The organism is Pseudonocardia sp. EV170527-09, from assembly GCF_008369905.1.
GTDB lineage: Bacteria > Actinomycetota > Actinomycetes > Mycobacteriales > Pseudonocardiaceae > Pseudonocardia.
The window spans coordinates 38,139-57,615 of sequence record NZ_VRMC01000013.1; the positions used below are offsets into that span (position 1 = coordinate 38,139).

The 19,477-nt window shown below is 73.7% G+C and carries 19 protein-coding genes; 6 read left to right on the plus strand and 13 right to left on the minus strand.

Annotated elements, in window-relative coordinates; translation table 11 throughout:
• Positions 1-19: 19 nt before the first annotated feature.
• The 5 genes from zwf (at position 20) to FVA95_RS06005 (ending at position 5,901) form a co-directional block, all read left to right on the plus strand.
• Positions 20-1,564: a glucose-6-phosphate dehydrogenase gene (gene zwf, locus FVA95_RS05985; RefSeq protein ID WP_060711941.1), complete on the plus strand. Its 1,545-nt coding sequence runs from the start codon at positions 20-22 to the stop codon at positions 1,562-1,564.
• Between the two features lie 40 nt (positions 1,565-1,604).
• Positions 1,605-2,555 (plus strand): glucose-6-phosphate dehydrogenase assembly protein OpcA, encoded by a 951-nt coding sequence (gene opcA / locus FVA95_RS05990; protein WP_149663308.1) that lies wholly within the window; start codon positions 1,605-1,607, stop codon positions 2,553-2,555.
• Positions 2,552-3,343: a 6-phosphogluconolactonase gene (gene pgl, locus FVA95_RS05995; RefSeq protein WP_149663309.1), complete on the plus strand. Its 792-nt coding sequence runs from the start codon at positions 2,552-2,554 to the stop codon at positions 3,341-3,343. The genes opcA and pgl overlap by 4 nt, the downstream gene beginning before the upstream one ends.
• Before the next feature lie 77 nt (positions 3,344-3,420).
• Complete coding sequence (gene purT / locus FVA95_RS06000; protein WP_149663310.1) at positions 3,421-4,620, plus strand: formate-dependent phosphoribosylglycinamide formyltransferase; 1,200 nt, start codon at positions 3,421-3,423, stop codon at positions 4,618-4,620.
• A 54-nt stretch (positions 4,621-4,674) separates the two neighbouring features.
• Positions 4,675-5,901, plus strand: a complete 1,227-nt coding sequence (locus tag FVA95_RS06005) for a patatin-like phospholipase family protein (RefSeq protein ID WP_149663311.1) — start codon at positions 4,675-4,677, stop codon at positions 5,899-5,901.
• Between the two features lie 5 nt (positions 5,902-5,906).
• Here the strand turns inward: FVA95_RS06005 and FVA95_RS06010 are convergent, their stop codons facing one another.
• Positions 5,907-6,245 (minus strand): P-II family nitrogen regulator, encoded by a 339-nt coding sequence (locus FVA95_RS06010; protein WP_075306119.1) that lies wholly within the window; start codon positions 6,243-6,245, stop codon positions 5,907-5,909.
• Positions 6,242-7,609 carry an ammonium transporter gene (locus tag FVA95_RS06015; RefSeq protein ID WP_205015772.1) on the minus strand — a complete coding sequence of 456 codons (1,368 nt, stop codon included), beginning with the start codon at positions 7,607-7,609 and terminating at the stop codon, positions 6,242-6,244. Before FVA95_RS06015 ends, FVA95_RS06010 begins: the two co-directional genes overlap by 4 nt.
• Before the next feature lie 280 nt (positions 7,610-7,889).
• Between FVA95_RS06015 and FVA95_RS06020 the strand changes: the two genes are divergently transcribed.
• Positions 7,890-8,312, plus strand: coding sequence for a DoxX family protein (locus FVA95_RS06020; RefSeq protein ID WP_149663313.1), 423 nt, complete (start codon positions 7,890-7,892; stop codon positions 8,310-8,312).
• Positions 8,313-8,381: 69 nt separating this feature from the next.
• Here the strand turns inward: FVA95_RS06020 and FVA95_RS06025 are convergent, their stop codons facing one another.
• From FVA95_RS06025 to uvrC, 11 genes are all read right to left on the minus strand, one after another.
• Entirely contained in the window at positions 8,382-9,638 is a 1,257-nt protein-coding gene (locus FVA95_RS06025; protein WP_149663314.1) for a TrpB-like pyridoxal phosphate-dependent enzyme, read from the minus strand.
• Between the two features lie 62 nt (positions 9,639-9,700).
• Entirely contained in the window at positions 9,701-10,042 is a 342-nt protein-coding gene (locus FVA95_RS06030) for an RNA polymerase-binding protein RbpA (protein ID WP_020627702.1), read from the minus strand.
• 28 nt (positions 10,043-10,070) lie between these two features.
• Entirely contained in the window at positions 10,071-10,304 is a 234-nt protein-coding gene (gene secG / locus FVA95_RS06035) for a preprotein translocase subunit SecG (protein ID WP_020627703.1), read from the minus strand.
• 116 nt (positions 10,305-10,420) lie between these two features.
• Positions 10,421-11,209 carry a triose-phosphate isomerase gene (gene tpiA, locus FVA95_RS06040; RefSeq protein WP_149663315.1) on the minus strand — a complete coding sequence of 263 codons (789 nt, stop codon included), beginning with the start codon at positions 11,207-11,209 and terminating at the stop codon, positions 10,421-10,423.
• The gene (gene pgk / locus FVA95_RS06045) at positions 11,209-12,390 is read right to left on the minus strand and encodes a phosphoglycerate kinase (RefSeq protein WP_149663316.1); all 1,182 of its coding nucleotides are present in this window, start codon (positions 12,388-12,390) and stop codon (positions 11,209-11,211) included. Before pgk ends, tpiA begins: the two co-directional genes overlap by 1 nt.
• Positions 12,387-13,400: a type I glyceraldehyde-3-phosphate dehydrogenase gene (gap, locus tag FVA95_RS06050; protein ID WP_149663317.1), complete on the minus strand. Its 1,014-nt coding sequence runs from the start codon at positions 13,398-13,400 to the stop codon at positions 12,387-12,389. The genes pgk and gap overlap by 4 nt, the downstream gene beginning before the upstream one ends.
• Positions 13,401-13,712: 312 nt before the next feature.
• Entirely contained in the window at positions 13,713-14,501 is a 789-nt protein-coding gene (locus FVA95_RS06055) for a hypothetical protein (protein ID WP_149663318.1), read from the minus strand.
• 53 nt (positions 14,502-14,554) lie between these two features.
• Positions 14,555-15,550 (minus strand): DNA-binding protein WhiA, encoded by a 996-nt coding sequence (whiA, locus tag FVA95_RS06060; protein ID WP_060711951.1) that lies wholly within the window; start codon positions 15,548-15,550, stop codon positions 14,555-14,557.
• Positions 15,541-16,572, minus strand: a complete 1,032-nt coding sequence (yvcK, locus tag FVA95_RS06065) for a uridine diphosphate-N-acetylglucosamine-binding protein YvcK (protein ID WP_043280574.1) — start codon at positions 16,570-16,572, stop codon at positions 15,541-15,543. The genes whiA and yvcK overlap by 10 nt, the downstream gene beginning before the upstream one ends.
• 29 nt (positions 16,573-16,601) lie before the next feature.
• Positions 16,602-17,501, minus strand: a complete 900-nt coding sequence (rapZ, locus tag FVA95_RS06070; protein ID WP_149663319.1) for an RNase adapter RapZ — start codon at positions 17,499-17,501, stop codon at positions 16,602-16,604.
• Positions 17,498-19,477, minus strand: a complete 1,980-nt coding sequence (uvrC, locus tag FVA95_RS06075; RefSeq protein ID WP_149663320.1) for an excinuclease ABC subunit UvrC — start codon at positions 19,475-19,477, stop codon at positions 17,498-17,500. The genes rapZ and uvrC overlap by 4 nt, the downstream gene beginning before the upstream one ends.

Here is a 19,477-nt window from a genome sequence, read left to right on the forward strand (position 1 = left end):
ACCAGTACTAGGAGGGGCGATGCCCACCGCGAACGGCGGACGGACCAACCCGCTGCGCGACCCCCGTGACAAGCGGCTCCCCCGGATCGCCGGCCCCTGCGGACTGGTGATCTTCGGAGTGACGGGGGACCTGTCACGCAAGAAGCTCATGCCCGCGATCTACGACCTCGCCAACCGGGGGCTGCTGCCGCCGGGCTTCGCCCTGACCGGTTTCGCCCGGCGCGACTGGGACAACGAGGACTTCGGCCAGGTCGTCTACGAGGCCGTGCGCGAGCACGCCCGCACCCCGTTCCGGCAGGAGGTGTGGGACCACCTCGCCGAGGGGCTGCGGTTCGTCCAGGGCTCCTTCGACGACGACGCCGCCTTCGACGAGCTGGAGCGCACCGTGCGCGAGCTCGACGAGAAGCGCGGTACCGGCGGCAACCACGCGTTCTACCTGTCGATCCCGCCGGGTGCGTTCCCGGTGGTCTGCAAGCAGCTCGCCCGCTCCGGGCTGTCGGCCCAGGAGGACCCGGACGTCTGGCGGCGGGTCGTCATCGAGAAGCCGTTCGGCCACGACCTGACCTCGGCCATCGAGCTCAACGCCATCGTCAACGACGTCTTCCCCGAGGACTCGGTGTTCCGCATCGACCACTACCTCGGCAAGGAGACCGTCCAGAACGTGCTGGCGCTGCGGTTCGCCAACCAGCTGTTCGAGCCGATCTGGAACGCCAACTACGTCGACCACGTCCAGATCACCATGGCCGAGGACATCGGCCTGGGCGGTCGCGCCGGCTACTACGACGGCATCGGCGCGGCCCGCGACGTCATCCAGAACCACCTGCTGCAGCTGCTCGCGTTCACCGCGATGGAGGAGCCGACGTCGTTCTCCTCCGACGAGCTGCGTGCGGAGAAGATCAAGGTCCTCAAGGCGGTCAAGCTCGCGCACCCGCTCGACGCCACCACCGCCCGCGGCCAGTACGAGGGCGGCTGGCAGGGCGGCGAGCAGGTGCCGGGGCTGAAGGAGGAGGAGGGCTTCAACCCCGAGTCCACCACGGAGACCTTCGCCGCGATCACCTGTGAGGTCGAGAACCGCCGCTGGGCCGGCGTGCCGTTCTACCTGCGCACCGGCAAGCGCCTGGGCCGGCGCGTCACCGAGATCGCGGTGGTGTTCAAGCGTGCGCCGCACCTGCCGTTCGACGCGACGATGACCGAGGAGCTGGGGCAGAACGCCCTGGTCATCCGGGTGCAGCCGGACGAGGGCGTCACCATGCGGTTCGGATCGAAGGTGCCGGGCAGCCAGATGGAGGTCCGGGACGTCACGATGGACTTCGGCTACGGCAACGCGTTCACCGAGGCGTCCCCGGAGGCCTACGAGCGCCTCATCCTCGACGTGCTGCTGGGCGAGCCGTCGCTGTTCCCGGTGAACGAGGAGGTCGAGCGGTCGTGGGAGATCCTGGACCCGGTGCTGGAGCACTGGGCCGCCGACGAGCGCGGCCCGGACTCCTACCCCGCGGGGTCCTGGGGTCCGGTGTCGGCCGAGGAGATGCTCGCCCGCACCGGACGCCACTGGAGGCGGCCGTGAGCGGACCGACGGCAGTCGCGGAGAAGACGGAGACCCCATCGTGATCATCGATCTCCCGTCGAGCACCACCTCGGCGGTCAACCGCAAGCTCGTCGAGCTCCGCGAGTCCGGCGGTGTGTTCGCGCTGGGCCGGGTGCTGACCCTGGTCGTGCTGACCGAGGACGGCCCGGAGCTGGAGCGGGCCGTGGACGCCGCGAACACGGCCAGCCGCGAGCACCCCTGCCGGGTGATCGTGCTGGCCCGCGGGCAGCGCCGGGCCTCCCCGCGGCTCGACGCCCAGATCCGGGTCGGCGGCGACGCCGGCGCCAGCGAGGTCATCCTGCTCCGCGGCTACGGCGCCCTGGCCGACGTGGACGCGGGCGCCGGGATGGTCATGCCGCTGCTGCTGCCCGACGCCCCGGTCGTCGCGTGGTGGCCGAACGAGGCGCCGGCCTCGCCGTCGGAGGACGCGGTGGGCCGTCTCGCGCAGCGCCGCATCACCGACGCGCTGTCGGCGAAGAACCCGGTGAAGGCCTTCGAGGCACGCCGCAAGGACTACGCGCCCGGCGACACCGACCTGACCTGGACCCGCCTCACCCAGTGGCGGGCCCAGCTGGCCGCGGCGCTGGACGTGCCGCCGTTCGAGGGCATCACATCGGCGGTCGTCGCCGGAGAGGCGGTGTCGCCGTCCACCGAGCTGATCGCGGGCTGGCTCGCCGCGAGCCTGGGCGTGAAGGTGAAGCGTTCGCCGTCGGAGACGGACAACGGGCTCGCCCTGGTCCGGCTGACGCGCCCCTCCGGTGACGTCGAGCTGGCCCGACCGGACGGCAAGACCGCCCGGCTGAGCCAGCCCGGGCAGCCGGAGCGCCTCATCGCGCTGGCGCGTCGGCAGGTGTCGGACTGCCTCGCCGAGGAGCTGCGCAGGCTCGACCCGGACGAGGTGTACGCCGAGGCCCTCGCCGGGGTGTCGAAGGTGACCCGCGGCCGCACCCCGGTGAAGGTGCGCGCGTGAGCGCCGCGTCGCAGGTCCGGGTCGTGGTGCACCCGGACAAGGACACCCTCGCCGCGGCGACCGCGGCCCGGCTGGTCACCGCGCTGGTGGACCTGCAGGCCGCGGGCACCGTGCCGCGGCTGGTGCTCACCGGCGGCGGGGTCGGGATCCAGCTGCTGCGCGACGTCGCCGCCTCCCCGGCGCGCGACGCCGTCGACTGGGCCCGGGTGGAGCTGTTCTGGGGCGACGAGCGCTTCGTCCCCGCCGACGACGCCGAGCGCAACGACCGCCAGGCCCGCGAGGCGCTGCTCGACGCGCTCCCGCTCGACCCGGCCCGGGTGCACCCGATGCCCGCGGCCCCGCCCGGTGGCGGCACCCGTGACGACGCGCTGGCCGCCGCGGCCGACTACGCGCGGCTGCTCGACGACCTGGCGGGCCCCGGCGACGACGGCATCCCGGCGTTCGACGTGACCCTGGTCGGGATGGGCGAGGAGGGCCACACCCTGTCGGTGTTCCCCGACTCCCCCGCCGTGCACGAGCAGGCGGCGACGGTCGTCGCGGTGTTCGACTGCCCGAAGCCGCCACCGACCCGGATCTCGCTGACCCTGGCCGCGGCGCGCCGCTCCCGCGAGGTGTGGGTGGTCGCCGCCGGGGCGGGCAAGGCACCGGCCGTCGCGGGTGCGCTCACCGGCACGCCGGAGACCGAGCTGCCGGTCGGCGGGGCCCGCGGCACCGTCACGACCCGCTGGCTGCTCGACACCGAGGCGGCCGCGGAGCTGCCCGACGGGTTCGTCGCCCGGGTGTCCTGACCACCGCCCGGGCGCGGATGTGAGATGCCGCGCCCGGGCGGGGTGCCGCAGGTGGACCTGCGGTTAGGGTCCCCGTCATGCGTATCGGCACCCCGCTCGGCCCGGATCCCACCCGCGTGCTGCTGCTCGGCTCGGGTGAGCTGGGCAAGGAGGTCGCGATCGCGTTCCAGCGCCTGGGTGTGGAGGTCGTCGCCGTCGACCGCTACCCGCACGCACCCGCGCACCAGGTGGCGCACCGCTGGCACGCGATCGACATGACCGACCCGGTGACGCTGGCGACGCTCATCGAGCAGGAGGCGCCCGATCTCGTCATCCCCGAGATCGAAGCCATCGCCACCGGTGCGCTGCTGGAGATCGAGGCGGCCGGGACGACCGTGGTGCCGACGGCACGGGCCGCGAAGCTGACCATGGACCGCGAGGGCATCCGGCGCCTCGCCGCCGAGGAGCTGGGTCTGCCCACCTCCCCGTACGTCTTCGCCGACACCCTCGACGAGGTCCGCGACGCCGTCGCCACGGTCGGGCTGCCGTGCGTGCTCAAGCCGGTGATGTCGTCGTCGGGCAAGGGGCAGTCGGTCCTGCAGAGCGCCGACGACGCCGAGACCGCCTGGGAGTACGCCCGCACCGGCGCCCGGGTGTCGAACCCGCGGGTGATCGTCGAGGGTTTCGTCGAGTTCGACTACGAGATCACCCAGCTCACCGTCCGGCACGCCGGCGGCACCGCGTTCTGCGAGCCGATCGGGCACCGCCAGGAGTCCGGCGACTACGTCGAGTCCTGGCAGCCCCAGCCCATGTCCGACGCCGCGCTGGCCGCCGCCCGCGACGTCTCCGCCCGGATCACCGAGGCGCTCGGTGGGTGGGGGCTGTTCGGGGTGGAGCTGTTCGTCCGGGAGGGCCGGGACGGGCGCGGCGACACCGTGCTGTTCTCCGAGGTCAGCCCGCGCCCGCACGACACCGGCCTGGTCACCCTGGCGACCCAGCGGCTCTCGGAGTTCGAGCTGCACGCCCGCGCCGTGCTGGGCCTGCCGGTGGACACCGCGCTGCGCTCCCCCGGTGCGTCGGCGGTGGTCTACGGCGGCAAGGACATGGACGCGCCCGCCTACGAGGGCGTCGCCGAGGCGCTCGCGGTCGAGGGCGCGGACCTGCGGCTGTTCGGCAAGCCCACCGCGACCGAGCGGCGCCGGATGGGCGTCGCGGTCGCCCACGCCGACGACGTCGACACCGCCCGGGAGCGCGCGACCCGCGCCGCCGGTCACGTCCGGCCGGTGCCGCGGGCCTGACGACGGGTCCCCGCCGTCGCCCTGGGGAGGGTCCACCGCGGGTAGCCTGGCGGGGTGGCTCGGAGCGGACTCGTCGTGGCCGGTGCCGGGGCGCGCGGGGCCTACGAGGCGGGTGCGCTGACCGAGCTCCTGCCGCGGATGGCGAGGACGTGGTCGGCGCCGTCGGTGCTGGTCGGCACGAGCGCCGGCGCGCTGAACGTGGCCGCGCTGGCCGGGCTGGCCGATGTCGCTCCCGACGCCGCGGCCGCCGAGCTCGTCGCCCGCTGGTCCTCGGTGCGCACCGACGAGGTGGTGGCGCTGCCGTCGTCGGCGGTGGAGGCGACCGCGGCCTACCTCGGTGACCTCGCCGGGGTCCCGTCGTGGCTGCGCAGGCTGCTGCTGGTGCCGGACCGGGTGACCCGGCTCCTGGACGCCGACCGGCTGCGCCCGGTGGTGGACCGGGTCGTCGACTGGGACCGGTTGCACGACGCCGTCGCCCGCGGCCGGGTCGACGCCGTCGGCGTGGCGTGCACCGCGGCCGGGACCGGCGGGACCACGGTGTTCGTCGAGCGCGGGCCGGACGTGGCACTGCCGCCGTACGACCCGGGGCGCGACATCCGCTACGTCGACGCCCGGCTGGGCCCCGACCACCTGCTCGCCTCGGCCGCGGTGCCGGTGCTGTTCGCCCCGCGCCGCATCGAGGGGGAGGCGGCCGGCTGGTACCTCGACGGCGGGGTCCGGCTCAACACCCCGCTGAAGCCCGCGCTGCGCCTGGGTGCCGACCGGGTCGGGGTCGTCGCGACGACACCGGACGTCCCGTTCGGCGCGTCCGCCGCGGCGCCGCCCCCCGGCGACCGGGTGCCCGACGTGTACGCGGTCGCCGCGCTGGCGCTGCGCATCGTGCTGGGCGCCGGGGTGACCGAGGACCTGCGGACCCTGCGTGCGGTCAACGCGCTGGTCGAGCGCGGCGAGGACCGGCGGCACCGCCGGATCGCGACCTGGTTCGCCGGACCGCCGGCCGACCGGGCCACCGAGCTGGCGGAGCTGGCCGAGGCGGTGCGCCGCCGCGAGTACGGCGGGCTGCGAGCGCTGCGGAACCCGTCGCTGGCCGTGCTGGAACGGCTGGTGGGCGGCGCGGTGCGCGACGCCGACACCACCCACGGCGCGGAGCTGTTGAGCTTCCTGTTCTTCGACCCGGCGTTCGCGGCCGCGGCGGCGGAGCTGGGTGCGGCGCACGCGGTGGGCACCGCACCCGCGGGCGGGGTCGCGCGTCGCCGGACGGCCCGTCCGGCGACGCGCTGACCGGCTCAGACGGCGTCGCTGCCGCGTTCGCCCGTGCGGACCCGCACGATGGTCTCGACCGGCTGCACCCAGATCTTCCCGTCGCCGATCTTGCCCGTGCGCGCCGCCTCGGCGACGGCGTCGACGACCTTGTCGACCAGGTCGTCGTCGACGACGGTCTCGATGCGCACCTTGGGCACGTAGTCCACCGAGTACTCCGCGCCGCGGTAGATCTCGGTGTGCCCCTTCTGCCTGCCGTGCCCGCGGACCTCGCCGACGGTCAGCCCGAGCACGCCGAGGCGTTCGAGCGTGGCGCGGACGTCCTCCAGCGCGAACGGCTTGACGATGGCGGTCACGAGCTTCATCGGGTCTCTCCCACGGGCTCGCGGGTGGCCGGCGTCGCGGGGCGCGAGGCCCCGGCGAGCGCGCGGGTGCCCAGCGACGAGAAGTCGTAGGCGGTCTCGGCGTGCTCGGTCTCGTCGATGCCGGTGGCCTCGTTCTCCTCGTCGATGCGGAACCCGATGGTCACCTTGATCAGGTAACCGAGGACCAGCGCGACGACGAAGGAGTACAGCAGCACCGCGCCCGCGGCGAGCGCCTGACGGCCCAGCTGGACGAGCCCGCCACCGTAGAACAGGCCGTTGTCGCCGGCGGCGGCGGAGTTGACGCTGTTGTCGCCGAAGAAGCCGATGAGCAGGGTGCCCACGATGCCGCCGACGAGGTGGACGCCGACGACGTCGAGGGAGTCGTCGAGGCCGAACCGGAACTTCAGCCCGACGGCCAGCGCGCACACCGCACCGGCGATGAGCCCGATGACCAGCGCCCCGACCGGCTGCACGAACCCGCAGGCCGGGGTGATCGCGACCAGCCCGGCGACGGCACCCGAGGCCGCACCGAGGGTGGTGGGGCGCCCGTCGCGGAACTGCTCCACGAGCAGCCACCCGATCAGCGCGGTGGCGGTGGCGAGCATGGTGTTGGTGAACGCCGTCGCGGCGAGGTCACCGGCGGCGAGCGCGGACCCGGCGTTGAAGCCGAACCACCCGAACCACAGCAGCGCCATTCCCAGCAGCACGAAGGGCAGGTTGTGCGGGCGCATCGGCTCGCGCGGCCAGCCGCGCCGCTTGCCGAGCACGATCGCCAGCGCGAGCGCCGCGGCACCGGCGTTGATGTGCACCGCGGTGCCGCCGGCGAAGTCCTCGGCCTTGAGGGTGTTGGCGATCCAGCCGCCGACGTTGTCCGGTCCGGTGAACCCGTCGAAGGCGAACACCCAGTGCGCGACCGGGAAGTACACGATGGTCACCCAGAGCACGACGAACGCGGTCCAGCCCCAGAACTTCGTGCGGTCCGCGACGGCGCCGGAGATCAGGGCCGGGGTGATGACCGCGAACATGAGCTGGAACATCACGAACGCCAGCGCGGGCAGGGCGTCGGGCCCCGGCCACGGGGCCGAGTCGCTGCCGACGCCGACCATCGCGCCGACGGTGTTCGCCAGCCCGGCGAACTCCCCGCCGCCGAGGAGGCCGCCGCCCACGTCGTTGCCGAAGGCCCAGCTGTAGCCGTACAGCGCCCACAGGACGCTGACCACGGCCAGACAGATGGTGCTCATCATCAGCATGTTGAGCACGGACTTGCTGCGGGTCATCCCGCCGTAGAAGAACGCCAGTCCCGGCGTCATCAACATCACCAGCGCGGCGCTGACCAGCACCCACGCGGTGTCTCCCGCATTCACGCCCACGCGTCCTCCGTCGTCGCAGTTCCCCGACCCCGGCAGGGATCGTTCGCCCGCGGTGTTTCGTGGAGCAACCATGCGTGGTTTCCGATGGGTGTCGGGTCCGGGCACCCGGCGCGCGGCGCGCAGACGCCGCTCATGCGACACACGGCACCGACGGCACGGATCGGACCAGGAGCAGGAGCAGGACCGGATCGGACCGATGAGTTCCGGCGCGGGGTGCGGTCTCCCCCTGCGACGGCGGCCCCGGCCCGGGACCGCACCACCGAGGGAGACCGCCATGACCGCCATCCGCACCGAGTCCGCGTCCACCACCGCCCGTACCCGCCGGCCGCGCGCCGCCACCGTGGGCCTGTGGGTGCTGCAGGTGCTGCTCGCCGGGATCTTCGTGATGGCCGCGCTGCCGAAGATCGGCGCCGACCCGGTCGCGGTCGCCGGCTTCGACCTGCTGGGGCTGGGGACGGCCGGGATGGTCGTCGTCGGGTGGCTGGAGCTGGCGGGTGCGGTGGCGCTGCTCGTCCCGCGGCTGTGCGGGCTCGCCGCGGCCTGCCAGGTGGTGCTGATGGTGGGGGCCACCGCGGTCACCGTGATGCTGATGCCCGCGATGGTCGCCTTCCCGGCGCTGACCCTGGTGGCGGTGTGCGTGGTCGCGTGGGCCCGCCGCCACGACACCGCGGCCCTGGTCCGTGGCCTGCGCCGCTGACCGCCCGCACGGCGACGGCCCGGCACTCCCGCCACGGGGGTGCCGGGCCGTCGTCACGTGCCCGGGGGCTCAGCCCATCTCGTCGAGCCGGCCGTGGGTGTAGTCGTCGTAGGCGGCGAGGTCGAGGAAGCCGTGGCCGCAGTAGTTGAACAGGATCACCTTCTCCTCCCCGGTCTCCTTCGCGGCGAGCGCCTCGTCGATGGTGGCGGCGATGGCGTGACCGCACTCCGGCGCCGGGATCTTGCCCTCGGCGCGCGCGAACTGGATGGCGGCCTCGAACACCTTGCCCTGCGGGTAGGCGACGGCCTCCATCCGCTCGTCCTTGACCAGCGACGACACCAGCGGCGAGTCGCCGTGGTACCGCAGCCCTCCGGCGTGGATCGACGGCGGCACGAAGTCGTGGCCCAGGGTGTACATCGGCATGAGCGGGGTGAGACCCGCGGTGTCACCGAAGTCGTAGTCGTAGCGGCCCTGGGTCAGCGTCGGGCAGGACAACGGCTCGACGGCGAGCAGCCGCACGCCGGGGTCCGGCACGAACGGGAAGGTGATGCCGCCCAGGTTGGACCCGCCACCGCAGGGCGCGATGACCACGTCGGGCAGCCGCTCCCCCGCCAGCGCCAGCTGTTCCTTGGCCTCCAGACCGATCACGGTCTGGTGGAGCAGCACGTGGTTGAGCACCGAGCCGAGCGCGTAGTGGGTGTCGGAGCGGCCGACGCAGTCGCGGACCGCGTCGGAGATGGCCGAGCCCAGTGAGCCGGGCTGGTCGGGCTCGTCGACCGGGGACGGCACGACCTCCCCGCCCCAGGTCTCGATCGCGATCCGCCGGTAGGGCTTCTGCCCGTAGGACGCCCGCACCATGTAGACCTTCAGGTCCAGGTCGAACTGGGCCGACGCGAACGCCAGCGCGGTCCCCCACTGGCCGGCGCCGGTCTCGGTGGTGAGCCGGGAGGTGCCCTCCCGGGCGTTGTAGAACGCCTGGGCCACCGCCGTGTTCGTCTTGTGGCTGCCCGAGGGCGAGATCGACTCGTCCTTGAAGTAGATGCGCGCCGGGGTGCCCAGCGCCTTCTCCAGCCGGGTCGCGCGGACCAGTGGCGTGGGCCGCCAGAGCCTCAGGATGTCGAGGACCTCACCCGGGACGTCGATCCAGGGCTCGGCGCTGACCTCCTGCTCGATCAGGGCGGCCGGGAACAGCGGCGCCAGGTCGTCCGGGACCACCGGCTCACGGGTCCCGGGGTGCAGGGGCGGCTGCGGCGGCGTCGGCAGGTGCGGCACGACGTTGAACCATGCCGAGGGGATCCGGTCCGGGGGCAGCGTCCAGCGGCTCATGACCACCGAATCTAACCGGAACGTGTGCCCGGTCACGACCCGGGCGGGCCGTGGGGCCGGGGTCAGAGCTCCCGGGACGCCCGCAGCCGGCCGAGGGCCTCTTCGAGGATGGCCTCTCCGTCGGCGTCGCTGCGCCGCTCCTTCACGTACGCCAGGTGCGTCTTGTACGGCTCGGTGCGGGGCGCGGCGGGCGGGTTCTCCGCGTCGCGCCCGCCCGGCAGCCCGCAGCGCGGGCAGTCCCAGGTCTCGGGAACCTCGGCCTCCGCGGCGAACCAGGTGTTGTTGACGTGCCCGTTCGCGCAGTAGAAGGGGATGCGCTCGCGCGGGGCGGTCTCGCCCCGCTCGTTCTCGCCCATCGGACCCGCGCCGACCCGGGTACCGCGGATCGCGTTGCCGCCTGCCATGTCCCGCTCCCTCTCGTCCGTCCGACCGTCAGCCGGTGGCCAGCAGCAGGCCGTTGCCGACCACCGCGATGAGCCAGATGAGGCCGACGAAGACCGTGTAGCGAGCGATGTTGCGGTCCGCCGCCGCCGAGCCGGACAGGCTCGACTGGACGCCGCCACCGAAGAGGCTGGTCAGACCACCACCCTTGCTGCGCTGCAGCAGGACCATCGCGATCAGCAGGAGGCTGGTCACGATCAGGATGATCTGGAGGGTCAGGATCACGTGCGCTTCCCCATCAGTGGTCGCTCGCCGGAGTGGCCGAGAATACTCCAGCGGCCCCGGCCCCCTCACGAGGGGACCGGGGCCGCGGTGGTCGTGCCGGTGCTAGTGGTTGCCGGTCACGGGAGCGGGCCGCCCGCGGCGATCGCCGAGAGCTTCGCGAACTCCTCGGCGTCCAGGCTGGCGCCGCCGACGAGCGCGCCGTCGACGTCGGGCCGGGCCACGATCTCGCCCACGTTCGACGACTTCACCGAGCCGCCGTACAGGATGCGGACCCCGCCGGCCACCTCGTCGGAGTACAGCTCGGCCAGCGTCGCGCGCAGCGCGGCGCAGACCTCCTGCGCGTCGGCCGGACCCGCCACCTTGCCGGTGCCGATCGCCCAGACCGGCTCGTAGGCGAGCACGATCCCGGCGGCCTGCTCCGCGGTGACGCCCTTCAGCGCCGCACGCAACTGGTCGGTGCAGTGCTGCACGTGGGTGCCGGCCTCGCGGACGTCCAGTCCCTCGCCGACGCACAGGATCGGGGTGAGCCCGTGCTTGAGCGCGGCGTGCACCTTGGCGTTGACGACGGCGTCGTCCTCACCGTGGATCTCGCGGCGCTCGGAGTGCCCGACGACGACGTAGGTGCAGCCCAGCTTGGCCAGCATGACCCCCGACACGTCACCGGTGTAGGCACCGGAGTCGTGCGGGGACAGGTCCTGGGCGCCGTGCACGAGGCGCAGCTTGTCGCCGTCGATCAGCGTCTGGACGCTGCGGATGTCGGTGAACGGCGGCAGGACGGCGACCTCGACCTTGTCGAGGTACCGGTCGGGCAGGGCGAAGGCGAGCTTCTGCACCACCGCGATGGCCTCGAGGTGGTGCAGGTTCATCTTCCAGTTGCCGGCGATCAGCGGCTTGCGAGTGGCCATCAGGCGTTCTCCTCCAGCACGGCGACGCCCGGCAGGGTCGCGCCCTCCAGGAACTCCAGGGACGCGCCGCCCCCGGTGGAGATGTGGGAGAAGGCGTCCTCGGCGATGCCGAGCGCCCGGACCGCGGCGGCGGAGTCCCCGCCGCCGACGACGGAGAAGGCGTCGCCGTCCGCGATCGCCTGCGCCACGCCGCGGGTGCCCTCGGCGAACGGCGCCAGCTCGAACACGCCCATCGGGCCGTTCCAGAAGATCGTCTTCGCGTCGGCGATGCGGGCCGCGAACTCCCGCACCGAGTCGGGCCCGATGTCCAGGCCCATCCAGCCGTCGGCGATCTCCTCGACCGACACCGTCTTCGTGTTCGCGTCCGCGGAGAACGCGTCGGCGACGACGACGTCGGTCGGCAGGACGATCTTGCCGGACTCCAGCAGCGTCCGGCAGACCTCGACCTGGTCGGCCTCCAGCAGCGAGGACCCGACACCGTGGCCCCGGGCGGCCAGGAACGTGAAGCACATCCCGCCGCCCACGAGCAGGGTGTCGACCTTCGGCAGCAGCGCCTCGATCACGGCCAGCTTGTCCGAGACCTTCGAGCCGCCGAGCACGACCGCGTACGGCCGCTCCGGGTTCCCGGTCAGGGTGCGGAGCACCTCGACCTCGGACAGGACCAGCCCGCCGGCGTAGGGGTCGAGCCGCTGGGCGACGTCGTAGACCGACGCCTGCTTGCGGTGCACCACGCCGAACCCGTCGGACACGAACGCCGCGTCCTCGCCGACCAGGGCGACGAGCTCGTCGGCGAACGCGCCGCGCTCGGCGTCGTCCTTGCTGGTCTCGCGGGCGTCGAACCGGATGTTCTCCAGCAGCACGACGTCACCGGCGGCCATCGACGGCAGCGGCGTGCCGAGCTCCACCAGGCGCACCGGGGCGCCGAGCAGCTCGCCGAGCCGCTGCGCGACCGGGGCCAGCGAGAGCTTCTCGTCCGGCCCGTTCTTCGGACGGCCGAGGTGCGCGGTGACGACGACCCGGGCGCCGCCCTCGTAGAGGGCGTTGATCGTCGGCACGGACGCGCGGATGCGGCCGTCGTCGGTGATGTTCCGGTCGTCGTCGAGGGGAACGTTCAGATCGCTGCGGACCAGGACGGTCCGGCCCTGCACGCCCTCGGCGACGAGGTCGTCGAGGGTCCTCACAGCTTCGACGCCACCAGACCGGTGATGTCGACGAGCCGGTTGGAGTAGCCCCACTCGTTGTCGTACCAGCCGACGACCTTGACCTGGTTGCCGATGACCTTGGTCAGACCGGCGTCGAAGATCGTCGAGTGCGGGTCGGTCACGATGTCGGAGGAGACGATCGGGTCCTCGGTGTACTTGAGGATGCCCTTGAGCGGGCCCTCGGCGGCCGCCTTGAACGCCGCGTTGATCTCCTCGACCGACGCCTCCTTGCGGACGTCGACGGTCAGGTCGGTGGCCGAGCCGGTGGGGATCGGCACCCGCAGCGCGTAGCCGTCGAGCTTGCCCTTGAGGTGCGGCATGACCAGCGAGATCGCCTTCGCCGCACCGGTGGAGGTGGGGACGACGTTGAGGGCGGCGGCGCGGGCGCGGCGCAGGTCCTTGTGCGGGCCGTCCTGCAGGTTCTGGTCCTGGGTGTAGGCGTGGATCGTGGTCATCAGACCCTTCTCGATCCCGAGCAGGTCGTCGAGGACCTTCGCCAGCGGGGCGAGGCAGTTCGTGGTGCAGGACGCGTTGGAGATGATCGTCTGCGAACCGTCGTAGTCGCCGTCGTTGACGCCCTTGACGATCGTGATGTCCTCGTCGGTCGCCGGGGCGGAGATGACGACCTTCTTGGCGCCGCCGTCGAGGTGCTTGGCCGCGGCCTCGCGCTTGGTGAAGATGCCGGTCGACTCGACGACGACGTCGACGCCCAGGTCCTTCCAGGGCAGCTCGGCGGGGTCGCGGACGGCCGGGCCCTTGAAACCCTTGCCGTCCACGACGATCTCGTCGCCGGAGGTGCTGACCTCGTAGGGCAGGCGCCCGAGGATCGAGTCGTACTTCAGCAGGTGCGCGAGGGTCGCGTTGTCGGTGATGTCGTTCACCGCGACGATCTCGATGTCCGTGGTGCCGGCGGCGCGCTGGGCGTCCACCGCCCGCCAGAAGTTCCGGCCGATGCGGCCGAAGCCGTTGACTCCTACGCGGACCGTCACAGATGCCTCCAGGGCTCGTCGTGCCTGTCGTCTTCTCCCCCGGCCCGCCGGGTCCCGGCGGTGGGGTGTGGCAGGTCGATCGCGGCTCGGCACCCGTGCGGGCGCCGGCGCGTGCCGTGCTCGGCAGCCACCCTATCGGCGCATCGGCCGTCGCGACGCCCGTAGGGCCCGTGACCTGCGCCGCGCTCCGCGATCGGGCACGGTCGGAGCGCTCCGGACGGTCCCCGGTGTGAGGACGGACCGGTACCGGCCGGTATCCGGACACCCGGCGGCCCCGTGCCCGGGCGGGTCACGGGGCCGTCGGGTGCGTGCTCAGGCCAGGCGGAGCAGCCGGCGCCAGCCCGGACGGGTGTCGGGGACGTCGGCGGCGGCGCGCTCGTCGTCGGAGAAGCCCTCGACCGGCTCGTGCGGGCGCCCGGAGCGGGCCCGGGTCACGAACGCCGACGCCGCGGACAGTGCGGCGGTCACGCCGGCGGCCCCCGGGCCTGCGGTGATGGTCGCGGTGGCCGGCACGCCGAACCGCTCGGCACCGTCGCCCGCGGGGCGCTCGGCGACGGCGACGGCGGCGTCCCCGCCCTCGCCCCGGCTCTCCTCGGACGCGGCCGCCCGGGCACCGGCTGTGGCCGGGATCGTGCCGGTGGTCACGTCGACCAGCACGAACTCCCAGGCGTAGGTGTTCTGCTGGTGGACGATCCGCTCGCGGACCGCGGAGGTGTCGCCCACGGCGCCCTCCCCGACGAGCAGGACGACGACCCGCTCGGGGCGGTCGGCCTCGTCGCGGGCGGCGAGCTCGTCGCCGACGGCGCCGAGCAGCCGGGCCGCGCCGCCGCGCAGGTCCGGGCCGCCCAGCGGGCGGAGCTTCGCGGGCAGTGCGGTGCGGGCCTCGCCGGCACCGACCGGGACGGCGGGCGGGTGCGTGCCGTCGGGCAGCGAACGGGTGAGGTCGTCCCCGGTCGCGACGACGACCTGCAGGTCACCGTCGTGGGCGTCCTGCTCGGCGAGCAGGTCGGCGAGACCGGAACGCAGCGCGGGCAGGAGCGGCCGCAGCGTGCTGGATCGATCGAGATGGACGGCGAGGAGGGTGGAGCCCGGGATCGTCACGAGGGCATCATGCCCGACGCTGCGCAACCTCTCGTGACGGGGTGTGACCGGAGTCAGCGCCCGCCGCCGTCCTCCTCGAGCATCTCGGCGGTCACCGCGGACTCGGTGTCGGGGATGCCGAGCTCGGCGGCCTTCTTGTCCGCGGTCTGCAGCAGCCGCCGGATCCGGCCGGCCACCGCGTCCTTGGTCATCGGCGGGTCGGCCAGCTGGCCCAGCTCCTCCAGCGACGCCTGGGTGTGCTCGGCGCGCAGCCGGCCGGCGGCCTGCAGGTGCTCGGGCACCTCGTCGCCGAGGATCTCCAGGGCGCGGCTGACCCGGGCCGCCGCGGCGACCGCGGCCCGCGCCGAACGGCGCAGGTTGGCGTCGTCGAAGTTCGCCAGCCGGTTCGCCGTCGCCCGGACCTCGCGACGCATCCGCCGCTCCTCCCAGGACAGGACGCTCTGGTGGGCGCCCATCCTGGTCAGCAGCGCGCCGATCGCGTCGCCGTCGCGGACGACGACCCGGTCGGCGCCGCGGACCTCGCGGGCCTTCGCCGTGACACCCAGCCTGCGCGCCGCGCCGACCAGTGCCAGCGCGGCCTCCGGGCCGGGGCAGGTGACCTCCAGGGCGGAGCTGCGGCCCGGCTCGGTCAGCGAGCCGTGCGCGAGGAACGCGCCGCGCCAGGCCGCCTCGGCGTCGGACAGGTCGCCGGAGACCACGGGCGGCGGCAGCCCGCGCACCGGGCGGCCCCGGTTGTCGAGCAGCCCGGTCTGGCGGGCGAGCCCCTCGCCGTCGCGGATCACCCGGATCACGTAGCGGGCGCTGCGGCGCAGCCCGCCCGCGGTGATCACGTGCGCGTCGGCCGTGTGGCCGTAGAGCTCGTGGATCTCGCGGCGCAGCCGGCGGGCGACCGAGCCGGTGTCGACCTCGGCCTCGATCACCACCCGGCCGCCCACGATGTGCAGGCCGCCCGCGAAGCGGAGCAACGAGGCGACCTCCGCACGCCGCGACGACTGCTTGGTGACGGTGAGCCGGCTCAGCTCGTCCTTCACCGTGGCGGTCATGGCCATCGGGAGCTCCTTCCACGCTGCGGGCTGTCGTGCTGCGGGCTGTCGTGGGTGCCGTTCTCCGCCGGGATCCGGCCGGGGGCCAGAGCACCGAACACGTCGACGAGTGCCCCGGCCAGTGCGTCCGGGTCGTGACGTGGGGTCGACGCCCGGGCGTCGGCGACGGCGGCCGACCACACCCGCCCGCCGGGGACCAGCAGGTCGGCGGCGGCCGCGTCCAGCCGGTCCGGCAGGCTCACCGACCCGGCGTCGGCCAGGACGGCGTGCACCCGCAGCCCGGGAGCGTGCCCGGACAGTACTTCAAGGTGCTGTTCGGGGGAGAAGCCGGCGGTCTCTCCCGGCTCGGGGGCCAGGTTGAGCAGCACGACCCGGGCCGCGGCGGTCTCCAGCAGTGCCGCACGCAGTCCCGGCACCAGCAGGTGCGGGAGCACGCTGGTGAACCAGGAGCCGGGCCCGAGCAGCACGACGTCGGCGTCACGCACCGCACGCACGGCCTCGTCGCAGGCCGGCGGGCTCTCGGGCCGCAGCCAGACCCGGCGCACCCGGCCGGGGGTGGCGGCGACGGCGACCTGGCCGCGGATCAGGTGGGCACCGTCCACGCCGTCCAGCGCGACCTCCGCCTCGATGTCCAGCGGTACCCGGGCCATCGGCAGCACCCGTCCGGCACAGCCCATCAGCTCGCCGACGGTCGCCAGCGCCCGCACCGGGTCGCCGTCGCGCTCCAGCAGCCCGGCGAGCAGCAGGTTGCCCACCGCGTGCCCGGCCAGGGCGCCGGTCCCGCCGAAGCGGTGCTGGACCAGCCCGGACCAGAAGCGGCCCCGCTCGTCGTCGCCGGCGAGGGCTGCCAGCGCCATCCGCAGGTCGCCGGGCGGGAGCAGACCGAGCTCGCGGCGCAGCCGCCCGGAGGAACCGCCGTCGTCGGCGACGGTGACCACGGCGGTGATGTCGGTGACCGGCGGGCACCGGCGCAGCGCGGTCAGCGTGGCGTGCAGGCCGTGCCCGCCGCCGAGCGCGACCACCCGCAGTCCCCCGCTGTGCTCGGGCGGGCGTGGGCTCACTCGCGCCCCATGTCGCGGTGCTCGACGTTGACCTGGATGCCCTCGCGGTCGGCGAGCCGGCGCCCGATCTCCTCCGAGATCGCGACCGAGCGGTGCTTGCCGCCGGTGCACCCGACGGCCACGGTCAGGTAGCGCTTGCCCTCGCGCCGGTACCCGGCCCCGACCAGGTCGAGCAGCTCCAGGTAGCGGTCGACGAACTCCTCCGCGCCCTCCTGGGACAGCACGTAGTCGCTGACCTCCCGGTCGCGGCCGGTGAACGGGCGCAGCTCGGGGATCCAGTGCGGGTTGGGCAGGAACCGCACGTCGACGACGAGGTCGGAGTCCAGCGGCAGGCCGTACTTGTAGCCGAACGACAGCACCGTCACCCGGGTCGCGGCGTGCGCGCTCTCCTGGGCGAACGAGCCCTCGATCCGGGTGCGCAGGTCGTGCACCGACAGGTTCGAGGTGTCGACGACGAGGTCGGCGTCCTCACGCAGCGGGCGCAGCACCTCGCGCTCGGCGTTGAGCCCGTCGGTGATGCGCCCGGCGCCCTGCAGGGGATGCGAGCGGCGGTTCTGCTCGAAGCGGCGCACCAGCACCGCGTCGGAGGCCTCCAGGAACAGAAGCTTCGGCCGGTAGCCGCGGCCGTCGAGGTCCTTGATCACGGCGCCGAGGTCGTCGGTGAACGCACGGGAGCGCACGTCCATCACCACCGCGATCCGGGCCACCTCGCCCCGGGCCCGCGACCCGAGCTCGACCATCGTGGCGATCAGCTCGGGCGGCAGGTTGTCCACCACGAACCAGCCCAGGTCCTCCAGGACCTTCGCCGCTGTGCTGCGCCCGGCCCCCGACAGGCCGCTGACCACGGCGACCTCGATCCCCGGGCCCGCGGGCGCCTCGCCGTTGTCCTCGGTCATGCCTTCTCCCCCTCGGTTCCGGCGTGCAGGGCCGCGACCACGGACTCGGCGGTCCGGCGTCCGAAGCCGGGCACGCCGGCGATCTCGTCGACGTCGGCGGCGCGCAGCTTGCGCACCGACCCGAAGTGCTTGAGCAGCGCCTGTCTGCGGGCCGGGCCGAGCCCGGGGACCCCGTCGAGCGCGGACGCCGTCATGCCCTGCGAACGACGCTGGCGGTGATAGGTGATGGCGAACCGGTGCGCCTCGTCCCGGATGCGCTGCAGCAGGTAGAGCCCCTCGCTGGTCCGGGACAGGATCACCGGGTCGGTGTCGTCGGGCAGCCAGACCTCCTCGAGGCGCTTGGCGAGCCCGCACACCGCGACGTCGGTGATGCCCAGCGCGGCGAGCTCCGCCGCGGCCGCGTCGACCTGCGGCTTCGCCCCGTCGACGACGAGCAGGTTCGGCGGGTAGGCGAACTTCTTGGGCCGCCCGGTCTCGGGGTCGATCCCGGTGCGGACGGTGTCGCCCGGCGCGACCTCGCCGGAGCCCTCGGTGGGGGCGGGCTCGTCCGCCGTCTCGGCCAGGTAGCGGCGGAACCGGCGCCGCACCACCTCGGCGATCGAGGCGACGTCGCCCAGCTGAGCGGCGTCGCGGATCTCGAAGCGGCGGTACTCGGACTTGCGGGGCAGCCCGTCCTCGAAGACGACCAGCGAGGCGACGACGTTCGTGCCCTGCACGTGGCTGATGTCGATGCACTCGATGCGCAGCGGGGCCTGGTCGAGCTCCAGGTTCTCCTGGATCTCCTGCAGCGCGGCCGAGCGGGCGGTGAGGTCCCCCGCGCGGCGCAGCTTGTGCTGGGCGAACGCCTCCTTCGCGTTGCGCGCGACGGTCGCGGCGAGGTCCCGCTTGTCGCCGCGCTGCGGCACCCGGATCTGCACCCTGGACCCGCGCAGCCCGGTCAGCCAGCGCTCCAGCGCGGGCGTCTCGGCGGGCAGCACCGGGACGAGGATCTCCTTGGGCACCGGCTGGGCCGCGTCGTCGGCGGCGCCGGCGAGTGCGTGCTGCTCGCCGTAGAACTGGGAGACGAACCGCTCCACGAGCTGCTCGGTGTCGGTGGGCTCGACCTTGTCGACGACCCAGCCGCGCTGGCCGCGGACCCGACCGCCGCGGACGTGGAAGACCTGGACCGCGGCCTCCAGCTCGTCCTCGGCGAAGGCGACGACGTCGGCGTCGGTGCCGTCACCCAGCACGACGGCCTGCTTCTCCAGGGCGCGGCGCAGGGCACCGAGGTCGTCGCGCAGCCGGGCGGCGCGCTCGAACTCGAGCCTCTCCGAGGCCTCGGCCATGTCGCGTTCGAGCCGGCGCACCATCCGGTCGGTGCGCCCGGACAGGAACTCGGAGAAGTTCTCGACGATCTCCCGGTGCTCGTCCGCGCTGACCTTGCCCACGCACGGCGCGGAGCACTTGTCGATGTAACCCAGCAGGCAGGGCCGCCCGATCTGGCCGTGCCGCTTGAACACCCCCGTCGAGCAGGTGCGCGCGGGGAAGACCCGCAGGAGCAGGTCGAGGGTCTCGCGGATGGCCCAGGCGTGGGCGTACGGGCCGAAGTAGCGCACGCCCTTGCGACGCGGGCCGCGGTAGACGTGCAGCCGCGGGTACTCCTCGTGCATCGTCACGGCGAGCACGGGATAGCTCTTGTCGTCGCGGTAGCGGACGTTGAACCGCGGGTCGTACTCCTTGATCCAGTTGTACTCGAGCTGGAGGGCCTCGACCTCGGTCCCGACGACCGTCCACTCCACCTTCGAGGCGGTGGTGACCATCTGCCGGGTGCGTGGGTGCAGGCCGGACAGGTCGGCGAAGTAGGAGTTCAGCCGCTGTCGCAGGCTCTTGGCCTTGCCGACGTAGATCACCCGGCCGCGCGGGTCGGAGAAGCGGTACACCCCGGGCGACTCCGGGATCGTCCCGGTCGCCGGACGGTAGGTGCTGGGGTCGGCCAT

What these genes read in the sequence shown, in the direction of transcription:
- rapZ (WP_149663319.1), bottom strand. Translation starts at nt 17,501, where the DNA reads ATGACCGAGGACAACGGCGAGGCGCCCGCGGGCCCGGGGATCGAGGTC.
- uvrC (WP_149663320.1), bottom strand. Translation starts at nt 19,477, where the DNA reads ATGGCCGACCCCAGCACCTACCGTCCGGCGACCGGGACGATCCCGGAG.
- FVA95_RS06010 (WP_075306119.1), bottom strand. Translation starts at nt 6,245, where the DNA reads ATGAAGCTCGTGACCGCCATCGTCAAGCCGTTCGCGCTGGAGGACGTC.
- tpiA (WP_149663315.1), bottom strand. Translation starts at nt 11,209, where the DNA reads ATGGCCACTCGCAAGCCGCTGATCGCCGGCAACTGGAAGATGAACCTG.
- FVA95_RS06020 (WP_149663313.1), top strand. Translation starts at nt 7,890, where the DNA reads ATGACCGCCATCCGCACCGAGTCCGCGTCCACCACCGCCCGTACCCGC.
- purT (WP_149663310.1), top strand. Translation starts at nt 3,421, where the DNA reads ATGCGTATCGGCACCCCGCTCGGCCCGGATCCCACCCGCGTGCTGCTG.
- FVA95_RS06030 (WP_020627702.1), bottom strand. Translation starts at nt 10,042, where the DNA reads ATGGCAGGCGGCAACGCGATCCGCGGTACCCGGGTCGGCGCGGGTCCG.
- zwf (WP_060711941.1), top strand. Translation starts at nt 20, where the DNA reads ATGCCCACCGCGAACGGCGGACGGACCAACCCGCTGCGCGACCCCCGT.
- FVA95_RS06025 (WP_149663314.1), bottom strand. Translation starts at nt 9,638, where the DNA reads ATGAGCCGCTGGACGCTGCCCCCGGACCGGATCCCCTCGGCATGGTTC.
- whiA (WP_060711951.1), bottom strand. Translation starts at nt 15,550, where the DNA reads ATGGCCATGACCGCCACGGTGAAGGACGAGCTGAGCCGGCTCACCGTC.